This is a genomic window from Mangrovivirga cuniculi, from assembly GCF_005166025.1.
In the GTDB taxonomy this organism is placed as follows: domain Bacteria; phylum Bacteroidota; class Bacteroidia; order Cytophagales; family Cyclobacteriaceae; genus Mangrovivirga; species Mangrovivirga cuniculi.
On record NZ_CP028923.1, the window covers coordinates 1 to 18,020 of the forward strand.

An 18,020-nucleotide genomic window follows, 5' to 3' on the forward strand; every position below is an offset into this window, starting at 1 on the left:
CACTAATGAAAACCTTATTGCGCTGTACAATCTTTAAAAGATGCAGCTAATAAGATTCTCAAGTTGAACCCGGATATTCCACAGAAGCTCAAGTTGCTCTCGACAATATTGAAAGCACTAAATTTTTGACTCACTTCCTTGCTCTAACATCAATGCAGAGGTCGATGAGAAACAAAAATTACTTGAAATAAACGATGGTTTCAAAAGAGCTTCGCTACTGCTCGAATACATGACCCGCGACATCAAAATGCTTGAGATCAAGCAGGAGATTCAAAAGGTTCATGTGGACATTGATCAGCAGCAGCGGGATTATTACCTCCGTCAGCAGATCAGAATACTACAGGATGAGCTAGGAAATGAAGGCCCTGAGGCAGAGATTGAAGAATTAAGAAAGAGAGGGGAAAAGAAAAAGTGGCCAAAGGATGTCGCAGAACATTTTAACAAAGAACTAGACAAAGTATTAAGACTCATCCCAGGCAGCTGAATATCCGGTTTTAATAAATTACTGTGAACTCATGCTTGAATTACCTTGGAATGAGTACACAGAGATAATTTCGATCTTAAGAGAGCTAAAAAAATTCTTGACAAGGATCATTACGGACTGACCAAAGTAAAAGACAGAATCATAGAATACCTTGCTGTCCTCAAGCTTAAAAAGACATGAAGGCACCAATTCTTTGCCTTTATGGACCTCCGGGGGTTGGTAAAACATCTCTGGGTAAATCTGTTGCCAAGGCACTCAATAGACAATATGTTAGAATGTCTTTAGGAGGTGTTCATGACGAGGCGGAAATCAGAGGCCACCGAAAAACCTATGTCGGTGCTATGCCCGGTAAGGTAATCCAGAATATAAAAAGAGCTGAATCTTCAAATCCGGTTTTCATCCTTGATGAAATTGATAAGCTCGACTCTGGTCATCGGGGGATCCATCCTCGGCACTTCTGGAGGTTCTGGATCCGGAACAAAACAGTACATTCAGCGATAACTTCCTGGAGATAGATTACGATCTTTCGAAAGTGCTTTTTATAGCTACAGCAAATAGTCTGGAGTCTATACCTGCACCATTGAGGGATAGAATGGAGATCATTGAGATCACCGGATATACTCATGAGGAGAAAGTAGAGATCGCTAAAAACACCTTATTCCAAAGCAGCGAAAAGAACACGGACTTAAGGCTAAAGATGCATCTTTAAATAAAGCTGCACTTAATAAACTGATCAATGGTTATACTCGCGAATCAGGAGTAGAGGGCTGGAGCGTAAAATCGGTGCCGTAGTTAGAAATGTAGCCAAGTCCATTGCACTGGAAGGAGTATGAACCAAAAATCACTCCTGAAAAAATCATCGAGGTTCTCGGACCTGAAGTTTACGATCAGGAGCTTTATGAAAACAACAAATACGCCGGGTAGTTACCGGGTTAGCATGGACTCCGGTAGGTGGCGATATTTTATTTATCGAATCCAGCTTAAGCAAAGGTAAAGGAAAACTCACTTTATCAGGTCAATTAGGTGATGTGATGAAAGAATCAGCTGTTACAGCTCTTTCGTACCTAAAGTCTAATGCAGAGCATCTTAAAATTGATCACAGGCTTTTTAATGAATACGATCTTCATGTTCACGTTCCGGCTGGAGCCGTACCTAAAGATGGTCCTTCAGCAGGTATCACTATGCTCACCTCTCTGGCTTCAATTTACACACAGAGAAAAGTAAAAGATAAGCTCGCCATGACCGGTGAGATTACCTTAAGAGGTAAGGTACTTCCGGTTGGCGGAATAAAAGAAAAGATCCTTGCTGCAGGAAGAGCAGTATTAAGGAAATCATCATGTGTTCAAAAAACAAAAAGGATCTTAAAGACATAGAACCTGATTATATCAAGAATATTAAATTTCATTTTGTCGATACAGTTGATGAAGTGATCAAGATCGCTTTACTAAAATAAAGTTGAAGATCCGATGATCTTTTCATTTGATAAAAACCCAAATTCCAAGACGCAAATATGATCCTGAAAAGGCATCTGATACTATCATATTAACATTAATTTCATATACAGGGTTTGGTCAGCAAGTAGACCAAACCCAAATGCTTTTATTCCCTTCTTCAGCCAGGGATACAGGACTTGGTAGCCGAACCTTAACTACTACTGATGATGCAAGTGTATGGTTCAGGAATCCTTCGATGAACAATGACTCATCTCAGATCAGAATGGCTCACCTGACTTACGGTGATTACCTGGCTGACATAAAATATGGAACTCTTGCCTACGGACAGGAGATCAGTAAAGGCATTAAGGTCTGGGGAGGATTTCAGTTTCTGGATTACGGTAGTCTTGAAAGAACGACAAATACAGGAATAACAGATGGAGAATTTTCCTCTTCAGCATTTCGAATTTCTGCCGGAGCATCTCATAAAATCGGACTTTTTTCTCTCGGAATGAATATTAATTATGAGTCGTTCAATTTCGATGGATATTCAGAGGGCATAGCTTATCTTGATATCTCAGGAACATATTTTCATCCTGAAAAAGATCTAACTGCAGCATTGAGCATCCAGCAAATCGGTAAATTGGTAGTGATGCATTTGATAATGATGTCCCACTCAGAATATCAATAGGAACGACATTTAAACCAGAATTCGCTCCCTTTAGGTTCACATTACAAGCGTTTGATTTAAATATTAAAAGGCCGGAGGATTAGACCCGGAAGGTGAAGATTCCAGTCTGGATAAGGTTTCTATCATATAAGTGCCGGTGCTGAAATTCTTTTACATAAAAATTTCAACCTTATGGCAGGATATAATTTTAACAGAAGGCAACAATTAAGAACGGATCAGGGAAACGGAGGCGCTGGTCTTTCGTTAGGGTTTAATATGAACCTTAAAGGATTCATGCTTTCCTACTCGCATGGATTCTTTCATCAGGGAGGTGGTGTAAACTACCTTTCATTACAAAAAGATATTTCATCTATATTCAATAAATAAAATTAAGATGTCAAAAAAAGAAATTGCATTAACACCGAAGCAGATCGTAAAAGAACTGGATAAATATATTATCGGACAGTCAAGTGCTAAGAAAAATGTAGCTATTGCTCTTCGTAACCGATGGAGAAGGATGAATACTAAGTCAGAATTGAAAGAGGAAATAATGCCTAATAATATTCTGATGATCGGATCTACCGGAGTCGGTAAAACTGAGATCGCCCGTAGACTTGCCAAACTTGCCGATGCACCATTTGTAAAAGTTGAAGCCAGTAAGTTTACCGAAGTAGGTTACGTAGGACGCGATGTGGAAAGCATGGTCAGGGATCTTGTTGAACAGGCTATTCACATGGTTAAAGTTCAGAAAAAAGAAGAGGTAAGAGAAAAAGCAGAGGGTATTGTTGAAGAAATCATTTTGGATGCATTAATCCCACCAATAAAAAAGACTCCTGCAAGAACCGGATTTCAGTCTGCTAGTGAGACTAATTCATTTGAAAATGAGACAGCTCCTAAAACTGACGAGGAACTTAATGAAAAGACCAGGGAGCGATTCAGAGAAAAAATCCGAAACGGTGAGCTTGATGACAGAAAAATTGATATTGACATTAAAGCACCAAGCAATCCGGGAATAGGAATGATCGGTGGAGGAATGATCGACGAATCTTCAATGATTAACCTTCAGGATATGCTTTCTGGTATGATGCCAAAGAAATCCAAAAAAAGAAAAGTCACCATTGCAGATGCTAAAAAAATCCTATTGGATGAAGAAGCATCCAAGCTGATCGATTTTGAAGAAGTTAAAGAAGAGGCAGTTCAAAAAACGGAGAACACAGGGATAATATTTATTGATGAGATCGATAAAATTGCTGCATCTTCTAATAAGCAGGGAGCTGACGTTAGCCGTGAAGGAGTTCAGCGAGACCTCTTACCGATAGTAGAGGGAAGTTCGGTGACTACCAAGCATGGAGTGGTAAATACTGACCATATACTATTTATCTCTGCCGGAGCGTTTCATGTTAGCAAGCCCTCAGATCTTATTCCTGAATTACAGGGACGTTTTCCGATCAGGGTTGAACTGGATAATCTGACTGAAAGTGACTTCCTGAAAATATTATTAGAGCCAAAAAATGCTTTAACTAAACAATACGAGCGTTATTGATGCAGAGGAAGTTACTCTAGAGTTTACAGAAGAAGCACTTAAGCAAATTGCAACATAGCTTTTGAAGTGAATGCTGAAGTTGAAAATATCGGTGCGAGGAGACTCCATACAGTGATGAGTAAACTTTTAAATGACTTTTTATATGAAGTTCCGGACGAAATAGGACCAAATGCAAAACTGATCATTACTGATGATATGGTTAGTGAAAAGCTTGCCGGACTAGTTAAAAATAAGGATCTTAGTCGCTATATCTTATAGTAAAAACTATTCATGCGGCATTTATTAGTCGTTTTATTTTTAATTGGATTTTGCGGATACGCACAAGAAGAAACTGATACATTGTCATCAGACCGCTCAGATTATATTGAGCGGTTTGACGACTATTTATATGTAAAAGGTCTGCTTGGAAATCGCTCTCTGAATGTTACTCTTGCAACAGAGGACCAGCAGACCATCCAATATCGCCCCAATGGAAATGGATTGATCGGATTCGGAGGCTATGCCTTTGATTTAGCTTTCGAGGTAACTTTCAGGCTGCCGGAAAGAGAGGATGGAGATAACGCAAGGCTTTATGGCAATACTGACTACAGCGATTTTCAGGTTAATTTGTATGGCACCCAGTTTGGTGTTGATTTTTATTTACAAAATACCAGGGCTTTTACATTTCTAATGCCTCTCAGATCAACCAGAACTGGCAAAACGGTGACCCCCATCCCCAACGTTCAGATCTTTCTGTGAGAAATGTAAGCTTTACAGGATTCTGGATTGAGAATAGCGAAAAATTCTCTTTTAAATCAAGTTTTAACCAGACTGAGAGACAAAAAAAATCTGCGGGATCTTTTCTAATAGGATCTACAATGAGCGACATAAAAGTAGAGGCGGATTCCGCAATAAACACCATTCCTGACAACGATTTTAACCCAACTGTAAGATATTCAGGAGGTAAGTTTACAACTCTGACTGTAATGCCAGGGTATACCCATAATTTCATTTTGAAGCAATTATTTCTCAACACCACACTTGCCGCCGGCATAGGGCTTCAGTGGCAAAAATATCCTTTTGAAGGTAAGCAAGTCAGGAATACTCAGATAGAGCTGCATTAAATGGCCGTCTCTCGTTTGGATACAATGGTGACAAGGTATTTACCGGAACATCAATAGTTTTTTCAAAATGCCAATGCCAATACAAGAAATGTCAATTTAAATGTCAGTGCCTGGAATTTTAAATTGTTTCTGGGATACCGAATTAAAGAATTCGGGATTTTCAAAAAGGATCTAATGCCATTCTAAAGCTGGCGGATCTCTTTTCCTTTATTTTTGGGATAATCAAAAAATTCGAAACGGGCCTTACCAGGTGCTGCTTCTGACCAGTCTCTTATACTTAAAGCAACAACCAGCACCCCGGCTGTCGGTATGTTGTCGATATCCAGTCCCAGGCTATCTGCAACACTATTCAGTCCCGGATTATGACCAACAATCATTAAAACATTTTCCTTTCCATTTTTTCGAATTACCTCCCAGATTGTTGATGTTGAGGCATGATAAAGATCTTTTTCCCATTGTATGTCATTTTTATCAAACTCCATATTCTCACATGCTTTAATTGAGGTGGCTGCTGCCCTTGCTGCTGGGCTTGAAATAACTTGTCTGGGCACCATCCTAAAAGTCTTAATCGTTTTCCCATTTCAGGGCATCATTTTTACCCCTTTTGTTTAAAGGTCTGTCAAAATCATCCATATAAGGGTCTTCCAGGAAGATTTTGCATGTCGCATCAAAATGAGTGTTTTCATACGGAAGTATTTAATACTTAATTTATCAAATAAGTACCGTTTAAATAAGTCCGGATTCAAAATAGTTTCATATAAAATCATTAGATATAACCTGAAAAAGGTCTTTTTTTATTCACCTTGGATATCATAGATTAGGTCTTGGCATTTGATTATATTTAATAGGTAACCAAAAAAATCAATCTACATGAAAATCACATACTACGGTCAATCTTGTTTTATGATGGAAACAGCTGAGAAATCAGTATTATTTGATCCTTTCATCACTCCTAATGAACTTGCTAAAGACATTGATGTGTCATCTATCAATCCTGATTTCATTTTAATAAGTCATGGTCACCAGGACCACATTGCTGATGCAGTTGATATCGCCAAGCGATCAGGAGCAAAGGTGGTTTCCAACTTTGAAATCATATCGTGGCTCGAAGATCAGGGAATTGAAAATGGTCATCCGATGAATCACGGGGGAAACTGGGAATTTGAATTTGGCAAAGTGAAATATGTAAACGCCATTCATTCTTCAGTATTACCGGATGGTACCTATGGTGGAAATCCGGGAGGATTTATTGTCGAATCAGATGGTTACTCAATTTATTTTGCCGGAGATACTGCCCTCCATATGGATATGCAATTGATTCCTCAATTCACCAATCTGGATCTGGCCATCATGCCTATCGGAGATAACTTTACTATGGGAGTAGACGATGCAGTAGTAGCGTCAGATTTTGTGAAATGTGATAAAGTTCTGGGAGTCCACTATGACACATTCCCTTATATTGAAATAGATCACGATGAAGCAGTAAAAAAATTCAAAGAAGCAGGGAAAGAATTAATACTTCTTGATATCGGTTCTTCAATGGATATTTAAATATAAAAACCGGGATTTAAATCCCGGTTTTCTATTATAATCTTTTATTTACAGCCACGATCCATCTATCCGGAATCACTCCTTGCCCGGCTTGTTCGTAATCTTTATAGCTGCATGGGATAACACAGGTTTTGTTTATACCAATGTCCCATTTATTAATCTCCTCATCCTCTTTGGTTAACGGAACCTCCATCCACCAGCGATCTGTAAATTTACTCTTATAAAAACCATTTGGTCCGGTTCTCCCCCAATTGGCACTACAAACTTTAAATAATCATTTGTCTTAAAGTTTTGCTCCTCTTTTCGATTTATCACGCCTTCAATAAAATACCAGATCATCACAGCCGAAACCATTGCACTCTTCATATTTTTATCGTCTTCAGAAGGATCATAACCATAAAATCCGACACTACTTAGTTTTTCATTTAACCCAGCATACCAACAAACCTGGCATGCTTCCTCACCTGTCAGACCAAAAGGCTGAGCATTATTTACACCGGGAAAGTCTGCAGATTTAATTGCTGTCAGATCGAATGACATCATATCCGCTTCCCTGACTATTGGCTCGATCTCTTTAATGTCACTTCTTAAATACCCAAGTCGGAAAGTATCGAAATGCAACTTTTCAAGTGTATTCAATAATGTCTGATCAATCAAATAAGATTGATACCCCAGGAGAGTGAAGTTGAAAAGGTAATTTGGTTCATGAATTACTATATTTTGAATATGACGATGCTCAGAAGCCTGTTCTTTATCTCCGGACATATCTACAGTCCGATCTATCGCACAAACACTTATTAGTTTTTCCAGCCCCTCATAAGATTGATATTGACCATAATCAAGGTCATGACTCCCTCCTATAAAAACAGGAAGAATATTATTTTCTATTAAAACTCTGCCAACTTCACTAAGACGCTGGCTAGTTTCATCATAGGATTGGCCATTTCTAAGATTTCCAAGATCCATAATGCTATATGGGCCAGCTCCCTTTTTCAGGTTATACAGCTTCTTGCGAATTTCATCAGCGGCGGTTGCTATGCTACCAGAATTCTCAGCACCCCGGTTTTCTGTTAGCCCTATTAAGGCTATCGTACAATCATCAGGTAATTCAGCTTTTCCGTTATTAATGGTTAACTGAAAAAAGAATGAACTTCTGTCACTGATGTTTTCGTATAAAGATTCTGATACCGGATCAAAAAATAGACTGAGGTCTGTCATTATGAAACATTTTAATTTAGGCGTAAAATAAAAAAAGGAACTCCATATTTGAAGTTCCTTTAAATTTATTTTTTTGTGAGATTACCCTCCGAAGTCATCAAATCTGATATTTTCCTTCGGTACGCCCAACTCATCCAGCATCTTTAATACTGCTGCGTTCATCAAAGGAGGACCGCAAAGGTAATACTCAATTTCTTCAGGCTCAGGATGATCAGCCAGGTAATTATCATACAATACCTGGTGTATAAACCCTACATAACCATCTCCTTCGCTATCATGAAGATCTTTTTTGATTTTCCAGTTATCTTCTTCCATTGGTTCACTTAAGCCAATATAGAATTTAAAGTTAGGGAAATCATCTTCGATCTTTTCGAAGTGATCGAGATAGAAAAGCTCCCTTTTTGATCTACCTCCGTACCAGTAAGAAACTTTTCTGTCAGTTTTCTCAGTATGGAAGAGATGGAAGATATGAGATCTTAGTGGAGCCATACCAGCACCACCACCAATATAAATCATTTCAGCATCAGACTCATTGATAAAGAACTCACCATATGGTCCTGAAATAGTTACTTTATCACCAGGTACTCTTGAGAAAACATATGAAGAACAAATACCTGGATTCACATCCATCCATTTGTTGTTTTCTCGATCCCAAGGTGGAGTAGCGATACGGATGTTCAACATAATAATGTTTCCTTCCGCCGGGTGGTTAGCCATAGAATAAGCACGGAAAATCGGCTCATCATTTTTCATGACAAGATCCCATAAACCGAATTTATCCCAGTCACCTTTATACACATCGTCTTTGTGTCCAAGCTCAGGGTGAGGTGTAATATCCATATCTTTGAAGTCCACAGTAATTTCCGGAACATCGATCTGAATATATCCACCAGATTTAAAGTCAAGATTTTCTCCTTCTGGAAGCTTAACTTTAAATTCCTTAATAAATGTTGATACATTGTAATTGGAAACAACTTCGCACTCCCACTTCTTAATACCAAAGATTTCTTCAGGAACACGAATATGCATATCTTCCTTCACCTTAACCTGGCAGGAAAGTCTAACATTTTCTTTTTTCTCAGATCGAGAAAGGTGTCCTTCTTCAGTAGGAAGTACGTCTCCGCCACCATCTTCTACTACACATTTACACATGGCACAAGTACCTCCACCACCACATGCAGACGGTAAAAAGATCTTCTGAGATGATAATGTAGATAGAAGAGTTCCACCTGCTGAGGTTACGATCGGATTTTCCTCGTCACCATTTACGTAAATCTTAACATCACCTTGCTGCACTAATTTTGATTGTGCAAAAAGCAAAATCAGCACTAGTGCCGAGATTACTAGGGTAAATGCTACAATTGAAACAATAATTGTCGTTGAAAACATTTATCTGACTATTTTACTGATAATTTTTTCTTTAACTCTATTCAGGCCACAAATATATCATTAATTCTTTATTCCATGTAGTAGATAAATATGATTTTTACTACATAGCCTTATCAATATTCAAAAAGTTTAACTACTCAGGCAAAAAGTTGTTTCCAGGTACCCTTATAAAAGTTATATTTAAAGGTAGATCTGGCTGCTGTCAACCAGTATTTATTAAAGTTAACGGCAAAACTTGGCTGCATATAACAGTTAATTACACACCCTTCACATTCCGGTAATCGACCTTCCATCATCAAAACTTTTTGGATTTCTTCACTTTTATAGAGATCGTAAAGATTATTATCGATTGGCCATTTATCAATTGCAGAATGATAACAGGGACCAACTAATTCATTAAAAGGCGAAATTACAACAGTCGATGATCCCGCTTTACACACCGGATGATCAATATGATTCCCCCCGTTTAAACGTAAATCGAGAAAGGCCTCATTTATATAGATAAGTTTTTCTTTTCCCCAGCTTCTTAAAAATGATAACTGCTCTTTATTAAAAGTGGCACAATTAATATCATTATAATCAAATGCCGGGTTAAGGATCAATACCAACCCATTTGGTAAAGAAATATTATTATAGATCCTTTCAATTTCATTTAAATTTTCGGGAAAAACTGTCATCAATATATCCGGTCGCTCATTATTTTCCTTAGCTATTGAAATTGAATCGAGAATTTTATCGTAACAATTAACTCTTCTTGCCTGGTTATGCTTTTCCTTAGATTCGAAGTCAAGAGAAAAATGCAGCATATCAACTACTCCTTTTAATTCCGTATATTTTTTTGGATAAAGCAGCCCATTGGTAGTAAGAGTAGTTATAAAACCATAATGCTTAGCCAGAGATAGAAGTTCTCCAATCTCCCGATGAAGCAAAGGTTCTCCGCCTGTAAAATCGATTACTCTAACTCCCAGCTTTTTTAACGCTTTAAAATTGGATTCTGCGTCCTCTAATGAAATGTAAGGAGAAGGTTTTTCCCATATATCGCAAAAACTACAAGATGCATTACATCTATAGGTAACATAGTAATTGCATAATACCGGTTTTTTCCTTAGCAACATGAAAGTAAAATTAAAACAGAACCCTATAGGAAATCGGAATATGAAGACAAATTTTATTAACAATAGGGTTAAAACATTACATAATTATTCAGGAAAATTGATTTTAGGATAATAGGACAATATTAGTGTGAAATGATGTTTAAACAAATAAGCTTTCTTGTTTGTAAAATAAATGGTTAAGATTCACGAATTTACTTATCTTAACAATTCATACATTCATCGAAGAAATTTATCATTTCGTCAACCATCATGACAAAAAACTACTGTTTATTCAATTTTTTTGAACAATTGACAATTCAGAATAATCTTCTGAGTAAAAAGTATGCTTACAGAGTATTTTTTTTGAAAAAGTGTTTGGTTTAATAAATTTCTTACATTACTTTAGCAACATAGCAATCAACAATAGATGTGCTGTTTACGAACGGAGACAGTCATCTTTCAACTAAAACCAAACAGGATGTTAGGTTTAAACAAAAATTTTAAGACTAATATCCCTCTTATTTATTACCCACACACTATTTTGGCTCTTGGAACCCGTTTCGGGTAACGAAAAAGCCCCTCGCTCGAGGGGGCTTTTTTACTATTACTGTCTTAACCTACTTAAAACAAATTTGATATCTCAAGGGCTTGAATATCAATTCAAAACAACACTCAACTCGATCAAAATCTGAATTTAATTTGAAGGGAGGCGATCAGATTTATTAAAAAGATGGATCTTAGTGCATTATTTCTTCAGGCTCAATAAATAAAAAAACCGAAGAAGATAATCTCCTTCGGTTGGTAATTTTATATTTATAATTCGTCAATCTAATTTCGTGACGAAGTGTAGTAATAATTTTGCAGAAAAATCAGCTTGCACTTGCTTTCTTTTCTACCTTCTTAGTCTCCTTTTTTTCTTCCTTTTTTTCTTCACCGAGCATCTTGAGTAAAGTAACCAGGCGTCTTTTTAAATTCCTTCTGTCAACAATGAAATCCAAAAATCCATGCTCAAGAACAAACTCAGCACTTTGAAATCCTTTAGGAAGATCCTTTCCGATCGTTTCTCTAATAACCCTCGGGCCTGCAAAACCGATTAATGCACCCGGCTCAGCAATATTAAAATCACCAAGCATAGCAAAAGAAGCAGTAACACCACCAGTTGTAGGGTCAGTCAATAAAGAAATGAATGGAATTCCTGCTTTATCAAGCAAAGCTAATTTCGCTGATGTTTTACCCATTTGCATGAGGGAAAATCCGGCTTCCATCATTCTTGCTCCTCCAGATTTAGAGATCATCAGAAACGGAACCTTATTTTTCAATGAATAATCGATTGCCCGCGAAATCTTTTCACCTACTACCGATCCCATTGAGCCTCCAATAAAATTGAAGTCCATACAAGCAACACAAAGGTCCTGACCATCGATTTTTCCATGAGCTGTTCTTACAGCATCCTTCAAATCAGTCTTTGCCTGTGATTGTTTTATTCTTGATGGATAAGCTTTTGTATCCACGAAATCCAATGGATCCGCAGAAGTCATTTCGGGGTCCAATTCCGTAAATTTATTGTTATCAAAAAGTATTTCGAAATATTCCTCTGAGCCGATCCTGACATGGTATCCATCCTCAGGCGAAACATATGAATTACTTTTCAACTCTCTCATGTGGACAATTTTTCCACTTGGAGTTTTATACCAAATTCCGTCCGGGGCTTCTTTTTTAGCCTCGGTCGGGGTTCTTATTCCTTTATCTTTTCTTGTAAACCAAGCCATAGAGTTTCATTTTTGGGCTGTAAAATTACTATTTTTCAGCTGATCAATAATGCAATATTCGAAAATTCTGCAGAATATAAAAGCCCGGACTTATAAGATTGAAGATAAAAAAAGGCTGTACCACCACAGCACAGCCTCTGTATAACCTAAATAGACATTGTTATGCCAGCTCTATATCCTGAGCCAGATAAACATCTTGAATGTGGTGCAATAATTCAGTGCCTTCCTTCATTGGCCTCTGGAAAGCTTTTCTACCAGATATAAGTCCCATTCCTCCTGCTCTTTTATTAATAACAGCAGTCTTTACTGCCTCTGCAAGATCTGATGCTCCTGATGAAGCTCCCCCACTATTAATTAATCCAATTCTTCCCATGTAGCAATTTGCCACCTGGTATCTGGTAAGGTCAATTGGATGCTCACTACTCAGCTCTGAATAAACCTTATCATGAGTCTTCGCAAAATTTATAGTTTTAAATCCACCATTAGTTTCCGGTAGTTTTTGCTTTATGATATCTGCTTTTATTGTTACTCCCAGGTGATTAGCCTGCCCTGTCAGGTCAGCAGCAACATGATAGTCTGTTCCGTCTTTCTTAAAAGAGCTATTACGTGTGTAGCACCAAAGTATAGTTGCCATTCCTAATTCATGTGCTCTTTCGAATGCAGCAGCTACCTCTTGAATTTGCCTGTTTGATTCTTCACTACCAAAGTAAATAGTAGCTCCTACAGCTTTAGCACCAAGATTCCACGCTTCATCAACTGACCCGTACATCACCTGATCGAATGTATTCGGATAGGTCAGTAACTCGTTATGATTGATCTTCACGATAAATGGAATTTTATGAGCATATTTTCTACTCATTAAAGCTAACCCTCCAAAAGTAGTGGCAACAGCATTACAACCCCCTTCTATGGCTAGTTTGATTATATTTTCCGGATCAAAGTAGATTGGATTAGGTGCAAATGAAGCTCCTGCAGTATGTTCTATTCCCTGGTCAACCGGCAATATTGAAACATAACCAGTTCCGGCTAATCTTCCCGAATTATAAATAGATGCCAGGCTATTCAATACCTGGGCCGATCGATCTGACTGAGCAAAGATCCTGTCAATAAAGTCGGGACCAGGTAAATGCAATGATGATTTGTCTATTGTCTCACATTTATGAGATAATAACTTTTCAGCGTCTGAACCTAACAGGTCCTGTATTTTTTGTAGAGACATGAAGAGTTTGGGTTTTATTGTCTAATGGATGCAAATATATAAAAAAACACTTTTCAAGCCATTTCAAACGTTTGAATTTTTTTAATAATTGAGGGTTATTAAAAAAAAAAAGGCCAATAGCATACACTATTGGCCTTTAAATCCATGTATTTTAAAGTAATTTTACTTTACTTCTTCAAAATCAATGTACTCTCCATGTGCGGAACCAGTACTCTTTCTTTTAGGTTTTTCTTTAACGGGTACATAATCCACATTTAATTCGCCATCTCTTCGCTGACGATTTGCGTTACTGTAACCTCGCTGCTGCTGATTTTTGTATTGAGTTGCAGCCCTTCCTATTAAAACTCTAAAAAGAAATCCAAATAGCTTCGATAAGATATAATATACTACAAAAGCTATCAGTAAAAATTTAAAAACAATTCCCATATTAGTTTAAACTATTTACTTAAGTATAGGTTTCGTTCTCTGTAAATTTTTAAGAAATAATCGTCTTGAAGATTATCTATAAAATAGATCGCTTCTCCCGTAGATTTCATTTCCGGTCCTAATTCCTTATTAACATTAGGGAATTTCTCGAATGAGAACACCGGAACTTTTATAGCGTAACCTTTCTTAGTCGGATTAAAATCAAAGTCAGTTACTTTCTTTTCTCCCAGCATTACCTTGGTAGCATAATTTACATAAGGCTCATTGTATGCCTTACAGATAAATGGCACTGTACGCGATGCTCTTGGGTTTGCCTCGATAACATATACGGTGTCATCTTTAATAGCATACTGAATATTAATCAGTCCTTTTGTTTTCAATGCCTTAGCTATTGTTTCCGTGTGCTGTTCAATCTGTTCTATAATCAGGTCGCCGAGATTGTAAGGTGGCAGAACTGCATAAGAGTCTCCGGAATGAATTCCTGCAGGCTCAATATGCTGCATAATTCCGATTATATATACATTTTCACCGTCACAAATTGCATCAGCCTCTGCTTCGATCGCACCATCTAAGAAATGATCCAGTAATACTCTGTTATCAGGAATTTTATTATGAATATCAATGATATGATCTTCAAGCTCATCTTCATTGATAACAATCTTCATACTTTGCCCACCTAATACATACGATGGTCTTACCAGCAATGGAAATCCGATCTTTCTTGATAATTCGATACCTTGCTGAGCATCTTCAGCTACGCCAAATTCCGGATACGGAATATCATTTTCCTTTAATAATTCTGAGAAATGACCTCTGTCTTCAGCCAGATCAAGTGCTTCGTAACTTGTGCCCAGAATTTTGATTCCGTATCGATTAAGCTTCTCTGCTAGTTTTAATGCCGTTTGTCCTCCAAGCTGCACAATCACTCCGTATGGTTGTTCAAGCTGGATAATCTCATAAATGTGCTCCCAGAAAACCGGCTCAAAATAAAGTCTGTCAGCTGTATCAAAATCTGTAGAAACTGTTTCAGGATTACAGTTAATCATGATTGTTTCATAACCACATTCTTTAGCAGCCAAAACACCATGGACACATGAATAGTCAAATTCTATGCCCTGACCAATCCTGTTAGGCCCCGAACCAAGAACAATAACTTTCTTTTTATCGCTTTTAGGATCAACTTCGTTTTCATCTCCAAAAGTAGAGTAGTAATAAGGAGTCTTGGCTTCAAATTCAGCAGCACAGGTATCAACCATTTTGTAGATACGGTTAACTCCCATTTCTTTTCTCTTGGCTGCAACTTCGCTTTCAAGACATCCAAGTAAATGAGCTATCTGTCTGTCAGCATATCCCTTTTTCTTGGCAGTCATCATCAGAGCTCTCGGAAAAGAATCCAGCTCATACTGCTCAATTTCTCTCTCTAAAACGATCAGTTCCTCAATTTGCTGCAGGAACCACGGATCTATTTTGGTAAATTTAAATATCGTATCAAAAGACACTCCCAGTTTAAAAGCATCATAAATGTGGAACAGCCTGTTCCAGCTAGGAGTTTTTAAGCTTTCTAATAGAGGTTCTCTTTTCTTAAGCTCTCTGCCATCGGCTCCAAGACCATTTCTCCTGATCTCCAATGACTGACAGGCTTTTTGTAAGGCTTCCTGGAAATTTCTTCCTATACCCATTACTTCTCCTACCGACTTCATCTGAAGACCCAGGCGTCTGTCCGAACCTTCAAATTTGTCAAAGTTCCATCTAGGAATCTTTACAATCACATAATCAAGAGCAGGCTCAAAGTATGCGCTTGTTGTTTTAGTAATCTGGTTTTCAAGCTCATCAAGCGTATAACCTATCGCAAGCTTAGCAGCAACTTTTGCGATTGGATAACCTGTTGCTTTCGATGCTAATGCAGATGATCTTGAAACTCTTGGGTTGATCTCAATTGCAACGATATCATCGTCTTCCGGATTAACCGCAAACTGAACGTTACAACCTCCGGCAAAATCACCAATTCCATTCATCATACGGATGGCCATATCTCGCATTCTCTGATAAACAGAATCTGGCAGCGTCTGAGCAGGAGCAACAGTGATCGAATCACCTGTATGGATACCCATCGGATCGAAGTTCTCGATAGAACAGATTATAATCACATTACCAATACTATCTCTCAGGAGCTCAACCTCAAACTCTTTCCAGCCCAGAATACTTTTTTCGATAAGCACCTCATGGATTGGTGAAGAATGAAGACCGTGGGTCAGAGCCTTGTCAAATTCCTCTGCAGAGTGAACAAAACCTCCTCCGGAACCTCCCAAAGTGTAGGAAGGACGGATAACAAGTGGAAAACCTATTTCCTGAGCAATTTCTTTTCCTTCAAGAAAACTGGTGGCTGTTTCTCCCTGGCAGACATGAATGCCCATTTCGGTCATTTTTAGTCTGAAGGCTTCTCTGTCTTCAGTTGTAGCAATTGCCCCGAAGTCTACTCCAATGACTTTTACGCCATATTTTTCCCAGATACCTGCTTTTTCACAATCTTCGGCAAGGTTAAGTGCTGTCTGACCTCCCATTGTCGGCAGTACAGCATCAATCTTGTGGTTTTCAAGAATTTCTATTATTGACTTTTTTTCCAGTGGCCGCAAATACACGTTATCTGCAGTAACAGGGTCAGTCATGATCGTTGCTGGATTGGAATTTATCAGGGTCACTTCAATTCCTTCTTCTCTCAATGATCTTGAGGCTTGAGAACCAGAATAATCAAACTCACACGCCTGACCAATAACGATCGGGCCACTTCCAATAATTAAGACGGATTTAATACCGGGATCTTTTGGCATTTTTATATTTTGTTAGATGGAAAACATAAATTGCACAAAATTAGAACAACCAACTGTGAATAAAAAAAAGTGGAGTATAAATCTTAAAAATATTATTAATAATTTTACGTAATTTATTGACTTATACTTTCGATCATCCTTATACTTGTCAATATTTTTAAAACTAACTATTAAATATGAACAGTATACTCGATCAAAACAGTGGAGAAGCTTTGGCTTTGAATTCTATGGTAAAGGCTAATTTAACTGAAGCTTCTAAATGGGCTAGATTTCTTGGAATATTAGGTTTTATTGGTTCTGGTCTTACCCTCATTATGGGAATCTTTATGGGTGGCACTATGGGAACACTAGCAAGTATGGGTGGCGCAGACACTCAACTTCCGGGTTTTATGGGAGCTGGATTTTTTATTGTCTTTTATGTCATTTTCGCTATTATCAGTTTTATTCCTTCGTATTTCCTATTCACTTTTGGATCTAAAACAAAAGCTGGAATAGAAGCTGGAGTGAACACCGATTTTGAAAATGGACTTAAAAACCTAAAAAGGTTATTTAAATTTTATGGAATCATTGCTATTATATTCCTGGGTTTTTATGCTTTAATGTTTGTAATCGCAATATTTGGTGGTTTAGCATCAGCTTTTTAAAAAAACTAAAATATTTATCGATAAAAACGGGGAGTTAATCCCCGTTTTTTTTGTATTCCTATAATTAATAGGATTTATCGGTTACAAGATTGTCTTCTGAGGTATTTAAAAGTAAACAAACACAATATTTACTTTTTTAAAGATACTTTTTAAATTTAGTAACCCAATCATATTACCACTATGAACACCAGGAGCGAAAATTCAATTCTTATTAAACTTTATTATCTGACAGCCTCAGCAGATGGAAGAATAAGTGAGAATGAAAAAATATTCTTTAAAGCAATGTGTGAGCATGAGGAAATTTCTGAAGACGAAGTAGAATCAACTTTACCTTTGCTTATGTCCAGAGAAGAGGACGAGGTTATGAATGAATGTATCAAGGATCTTAAAACCAGATCTAAAAAGTTTCAGATCGAGGCAGTTGCCTGGATGGCAACAATTGCCAATAGTGACGGCTTTATGGCCCAGGAAGAATGGCAACTGATCTACAGACTTTACAATAAGGAATTCAGTCTTGATCTAAGTGAATTATTACTTATTCAGAAAAAGCACATGAAATACTGTTTAAAATTCAAATCAATGCACGCTGCATAAATTAGAATTAATTGGTTTATAGGTTAAAAACCCGATAGATTTATTCTACCGGGTT

General features: G+C 37.5%; 18 protein-coding genes and 1 pseudogene. 10 read left to right on the top strand and 9 right to left on the bottom strand.

All coding sequences use genetic code 11. The features are described from left to right. Nucleotides 1–24: 24 nt before the first annotated feature. From lon to DCC35_RS21975, 7 genes and pseudogenes are all read left to right on the top strand, one after another. A pseudogene (gene lon, locus DCC35_RS00005) lies at nt 25–1,998 on the top strand (endopeptidase La); the annotation flags it as partial. Further along, nucleotides 1,964–2,608, top strand: coding sequence for a PorV/PorQ family protein (locus DCC35_RS00010; RefSeq protein ID WP_137088847.1), 645 nt, complete (start codon nt 1,964–1,966; stop codon nt 2,606–2,608). The pseudogene lon and the gene DCC35_RS00010, both read left to right, overlap by 35 nt. Nucleotides 2,609–2,779: 171 nt before the next feature. Beyond that, nucleotides 2,780–2,974, top strand: a complete 195-nt coding sequence (locus tag DCC35_RS00015) for a hypothetical protein (RefSeq protein ID WP_137088848.1) — start codon at nt 2,780–2,782, stop codon at nt 2,972–2,974. A 7-nt stretch (nt 2,975–2,981) separates the two neighbouring features. Next, a complete protein-coding gene (gene hslU / locus DCC35_RS00020) occupies nt 2,982–4,130 on the top strand; it encodes an ATP-dependent protease ATPase subunit HslU (RefSeq protein ID WP_394347715.1) in 1,149 nt (382 codons plus the stop codon). Between the two features lie 114 nt (nt 4,131–4,244). Continuing rightward, nucleotides 4,245–4,388 (top strand): hypothetical protein, encoded by a 144-nt coding sequence (locus tag DCC35_RS21965; protein WP_394347716.1) that lies wholly within the window; start codon nt 4,245–4,247, stop codon nt 4,386–4,388. A gap of 12 nt (nt 4,389–4,400) precedes the next feature. Beyond that, complete coding sequence (locus DCC35_RS21970; protein WP_137088849.1) at nt 4,401–4,868, top strand: DUF4421 family protein; 468 nt, start codon at nt 4,401–4,403, stop codon at nt 4,866–4,868. Next, nucleotides 4,811–5,233, top strand: coding sequence for a DUF4421 family protein (locus DCC35_RS21975; protein WP_394347749.1), 423 nt, complete (start codon nt 4,811–4,813; stop codon nt 5,231–5,233). Before DCC35_RS21970 ends, DCC35_RS21975 begins: the two co-directional genes overlap by 58 nt. 182 nt (nt 5,234–5,415) lie before the next feature. Here DCC35_RS21975 and DCC35_RS00035 read toward each other — a convergent pair whose 3' ends face one another. Beyond that, nucleotides 5,416–5,787 carry a SixA phosphatase family protein gene (locus tag DCC35_RS00035; protein ID WP_137088851.1) on the bottom strand — a complete coding sequence of 124 codons (372 nt, stop codon included), beginning with the start codon at nt 5,785–5,787 and terminating at the stop codon, nt 5,416–5,418. A gap of 316 nt (nt 5,788–6,103) precedes the next feature. Here DCC35_RS00035 and DCC35_RS00040 point away from each other — a divergent pair, with 316 nt between their 5' ends. Then, nucleotides 6,104–6,784 carry a metal-dependent hydrolase gene (locus DCC35_RS00040; RefSeq protein ID WP_137088852.1) on the top strand — a complete coding sequence of 227 codons (681 nt, stop codon included), beginning with the start codon at nt 6,104–6,106 and terminating at the stop codon, nt 6,782–6,784. A gap of 34 nt (nt 6,785–6,818) precedes the next feature. Here the strand turns inward: DCC35_RS00040 and DCC35_RS21110 are convergent, their stop codons facing one another. From DCC35_RS21110 to carB, 8 genes are all read right to left on the bottom strand, one after another. Next, nucleotides 6,819–6,977 (bottom strand): hypothetical protein, encoded by a 159-nt coding sequence (locus tag DCC35_RS21110; protein WP_246070101.1) that lies wholly within the window; start codon nt 6,975–6,977, stop codon nt 6,819–6,821. Then, the gene (locus DCC35_RS00045) at nt 6,962–8,002 is read right to left on the bottom strand and encodes a formimidoylglutamase (RefSeq protein WP_246070103.1); all 1,041 of its coding nucleotides are present in this window, start codon (nt 8,000–8,002) and stop codon (nt 6,962–6,964) included. Before DCC35_RS00045 ends, DCC35_RS21110 begins: the two co-directional genes overlap by 16 nt. An 81-nt stretch (nt 8,003–8,083) precedes the next feature. Next, nucleotides 8,084–9,391 (bottom strand): NADH:ubiquinone reductase (Na(+)-transporting) subunit F, encoded by a 1,308-nt coding sequence (gene nqrF, locus DCC35_RS00050; RefSeq protein ID WP_137088853.1) that lies wholly within the window; start codon nt 9,389–9,391, stop codon nt 8,084–8,086. Nucleotides 9,392–9,528: 137 nt separating this feature from the next. Beyond that, nucleotides 9,529–10,506 carry a radical SAM protein gene (locus DCC35_RS00055; RefSeq protein ID WP_137088854.1) on the bottom strand — a complete coding sequence of 326 codons (978 nt, stop codon included), beginning with the start codon at nt 10,504–10,506 and terminating at the stop codon, nt 9,529–9,531. A gap of 848 nt (nt 10,507–11,354) precedes the next feature. Then, nucleotides 11,355–12,254 (bottom strand): acetyl-CoA carboxylase, carboxyltransferase subunit beta, encoded by a 900-nt coding sequence (gene accD, locus DCC35_RS00060; protein ID WP_137088855.1) that lies wholly within the window; start codon nt 12,252–12,254, stop codon nt 11,355–11,357. Between the two features lie 160 nt (nt 12,255–12,414). Continuing rightward, nucleotides 12,415–13,473 carry a class I fructose-bisphosphate aldolase gene (locus tag DCC35_RS00065; RefSeq protein ID WP_137088856.1) on the bottom strand — a complete coding sequence of 353 codons (1,059 nt, stop codon included), beginning with the start codon at nt 13,471–13,473 and terminating at the stop codon, nt 12,415–12,417. A gap of 162 nt (nt 13,474–13,635) precedes the next feature. Continuing rightward, a complete protein-coding gene (locus tag DCC35_RS00070) occupies nt 13,636–13,899 on the bottom strand; it encodes a DUF4834 family protein (protein WP_137088857.1) in 264 nt (87 codons plus the stop codon). An 11-nt stretch (nt 13,900–13,910) separates the two neighbouring features. Beyond that, on the bottom strand, nt 13,911–16,727 hold the full coding sequence (carB, locus tag DCC35_RS00075) for a carbamoyl-phosphate synthase large subunit (RefSeq protein ID WP_137088858.1): 2,817 nt from the start codon (nt 16,725–16,727) through the stop codon (nt 13,911–13,913). A gap of 176 nt (nt 16,728–16,903) precedes the next feature. Between carB and DCC35_RS00080 the strand changes: the two genes are divergently transcribed. Together DCC35_RS00080 and DCC35_RS00085 are read left to right on the top strand one after the other, a co-directional pair. Then, on the top strand, nt 16,904–17,371 hold the full coding sequence (locus tag DCC35_RS00080) for a hypothetical protein (protein ID WP_137088859.1): 468 nt from the start codon (nt 16,904–16,906) through the stop codon (nt 17,369–17,371). A 180-nt stretch (nt 17,372–17,551) separates the two neighbouring features. Then, nucleotides 17,552–17,965: a tellurite resistance TerB family protein gene (locus tag DCC35_RS00085; protein ID WP_137088860.1), complete on the top strand. Its 414-nt coding sequence runs from the start codon at nt 17,552–17,554 to the stop codon at nt 17,963–17,965. Nucleotides 17,966–18,020 lie beyond the last annotated feature (55 nt).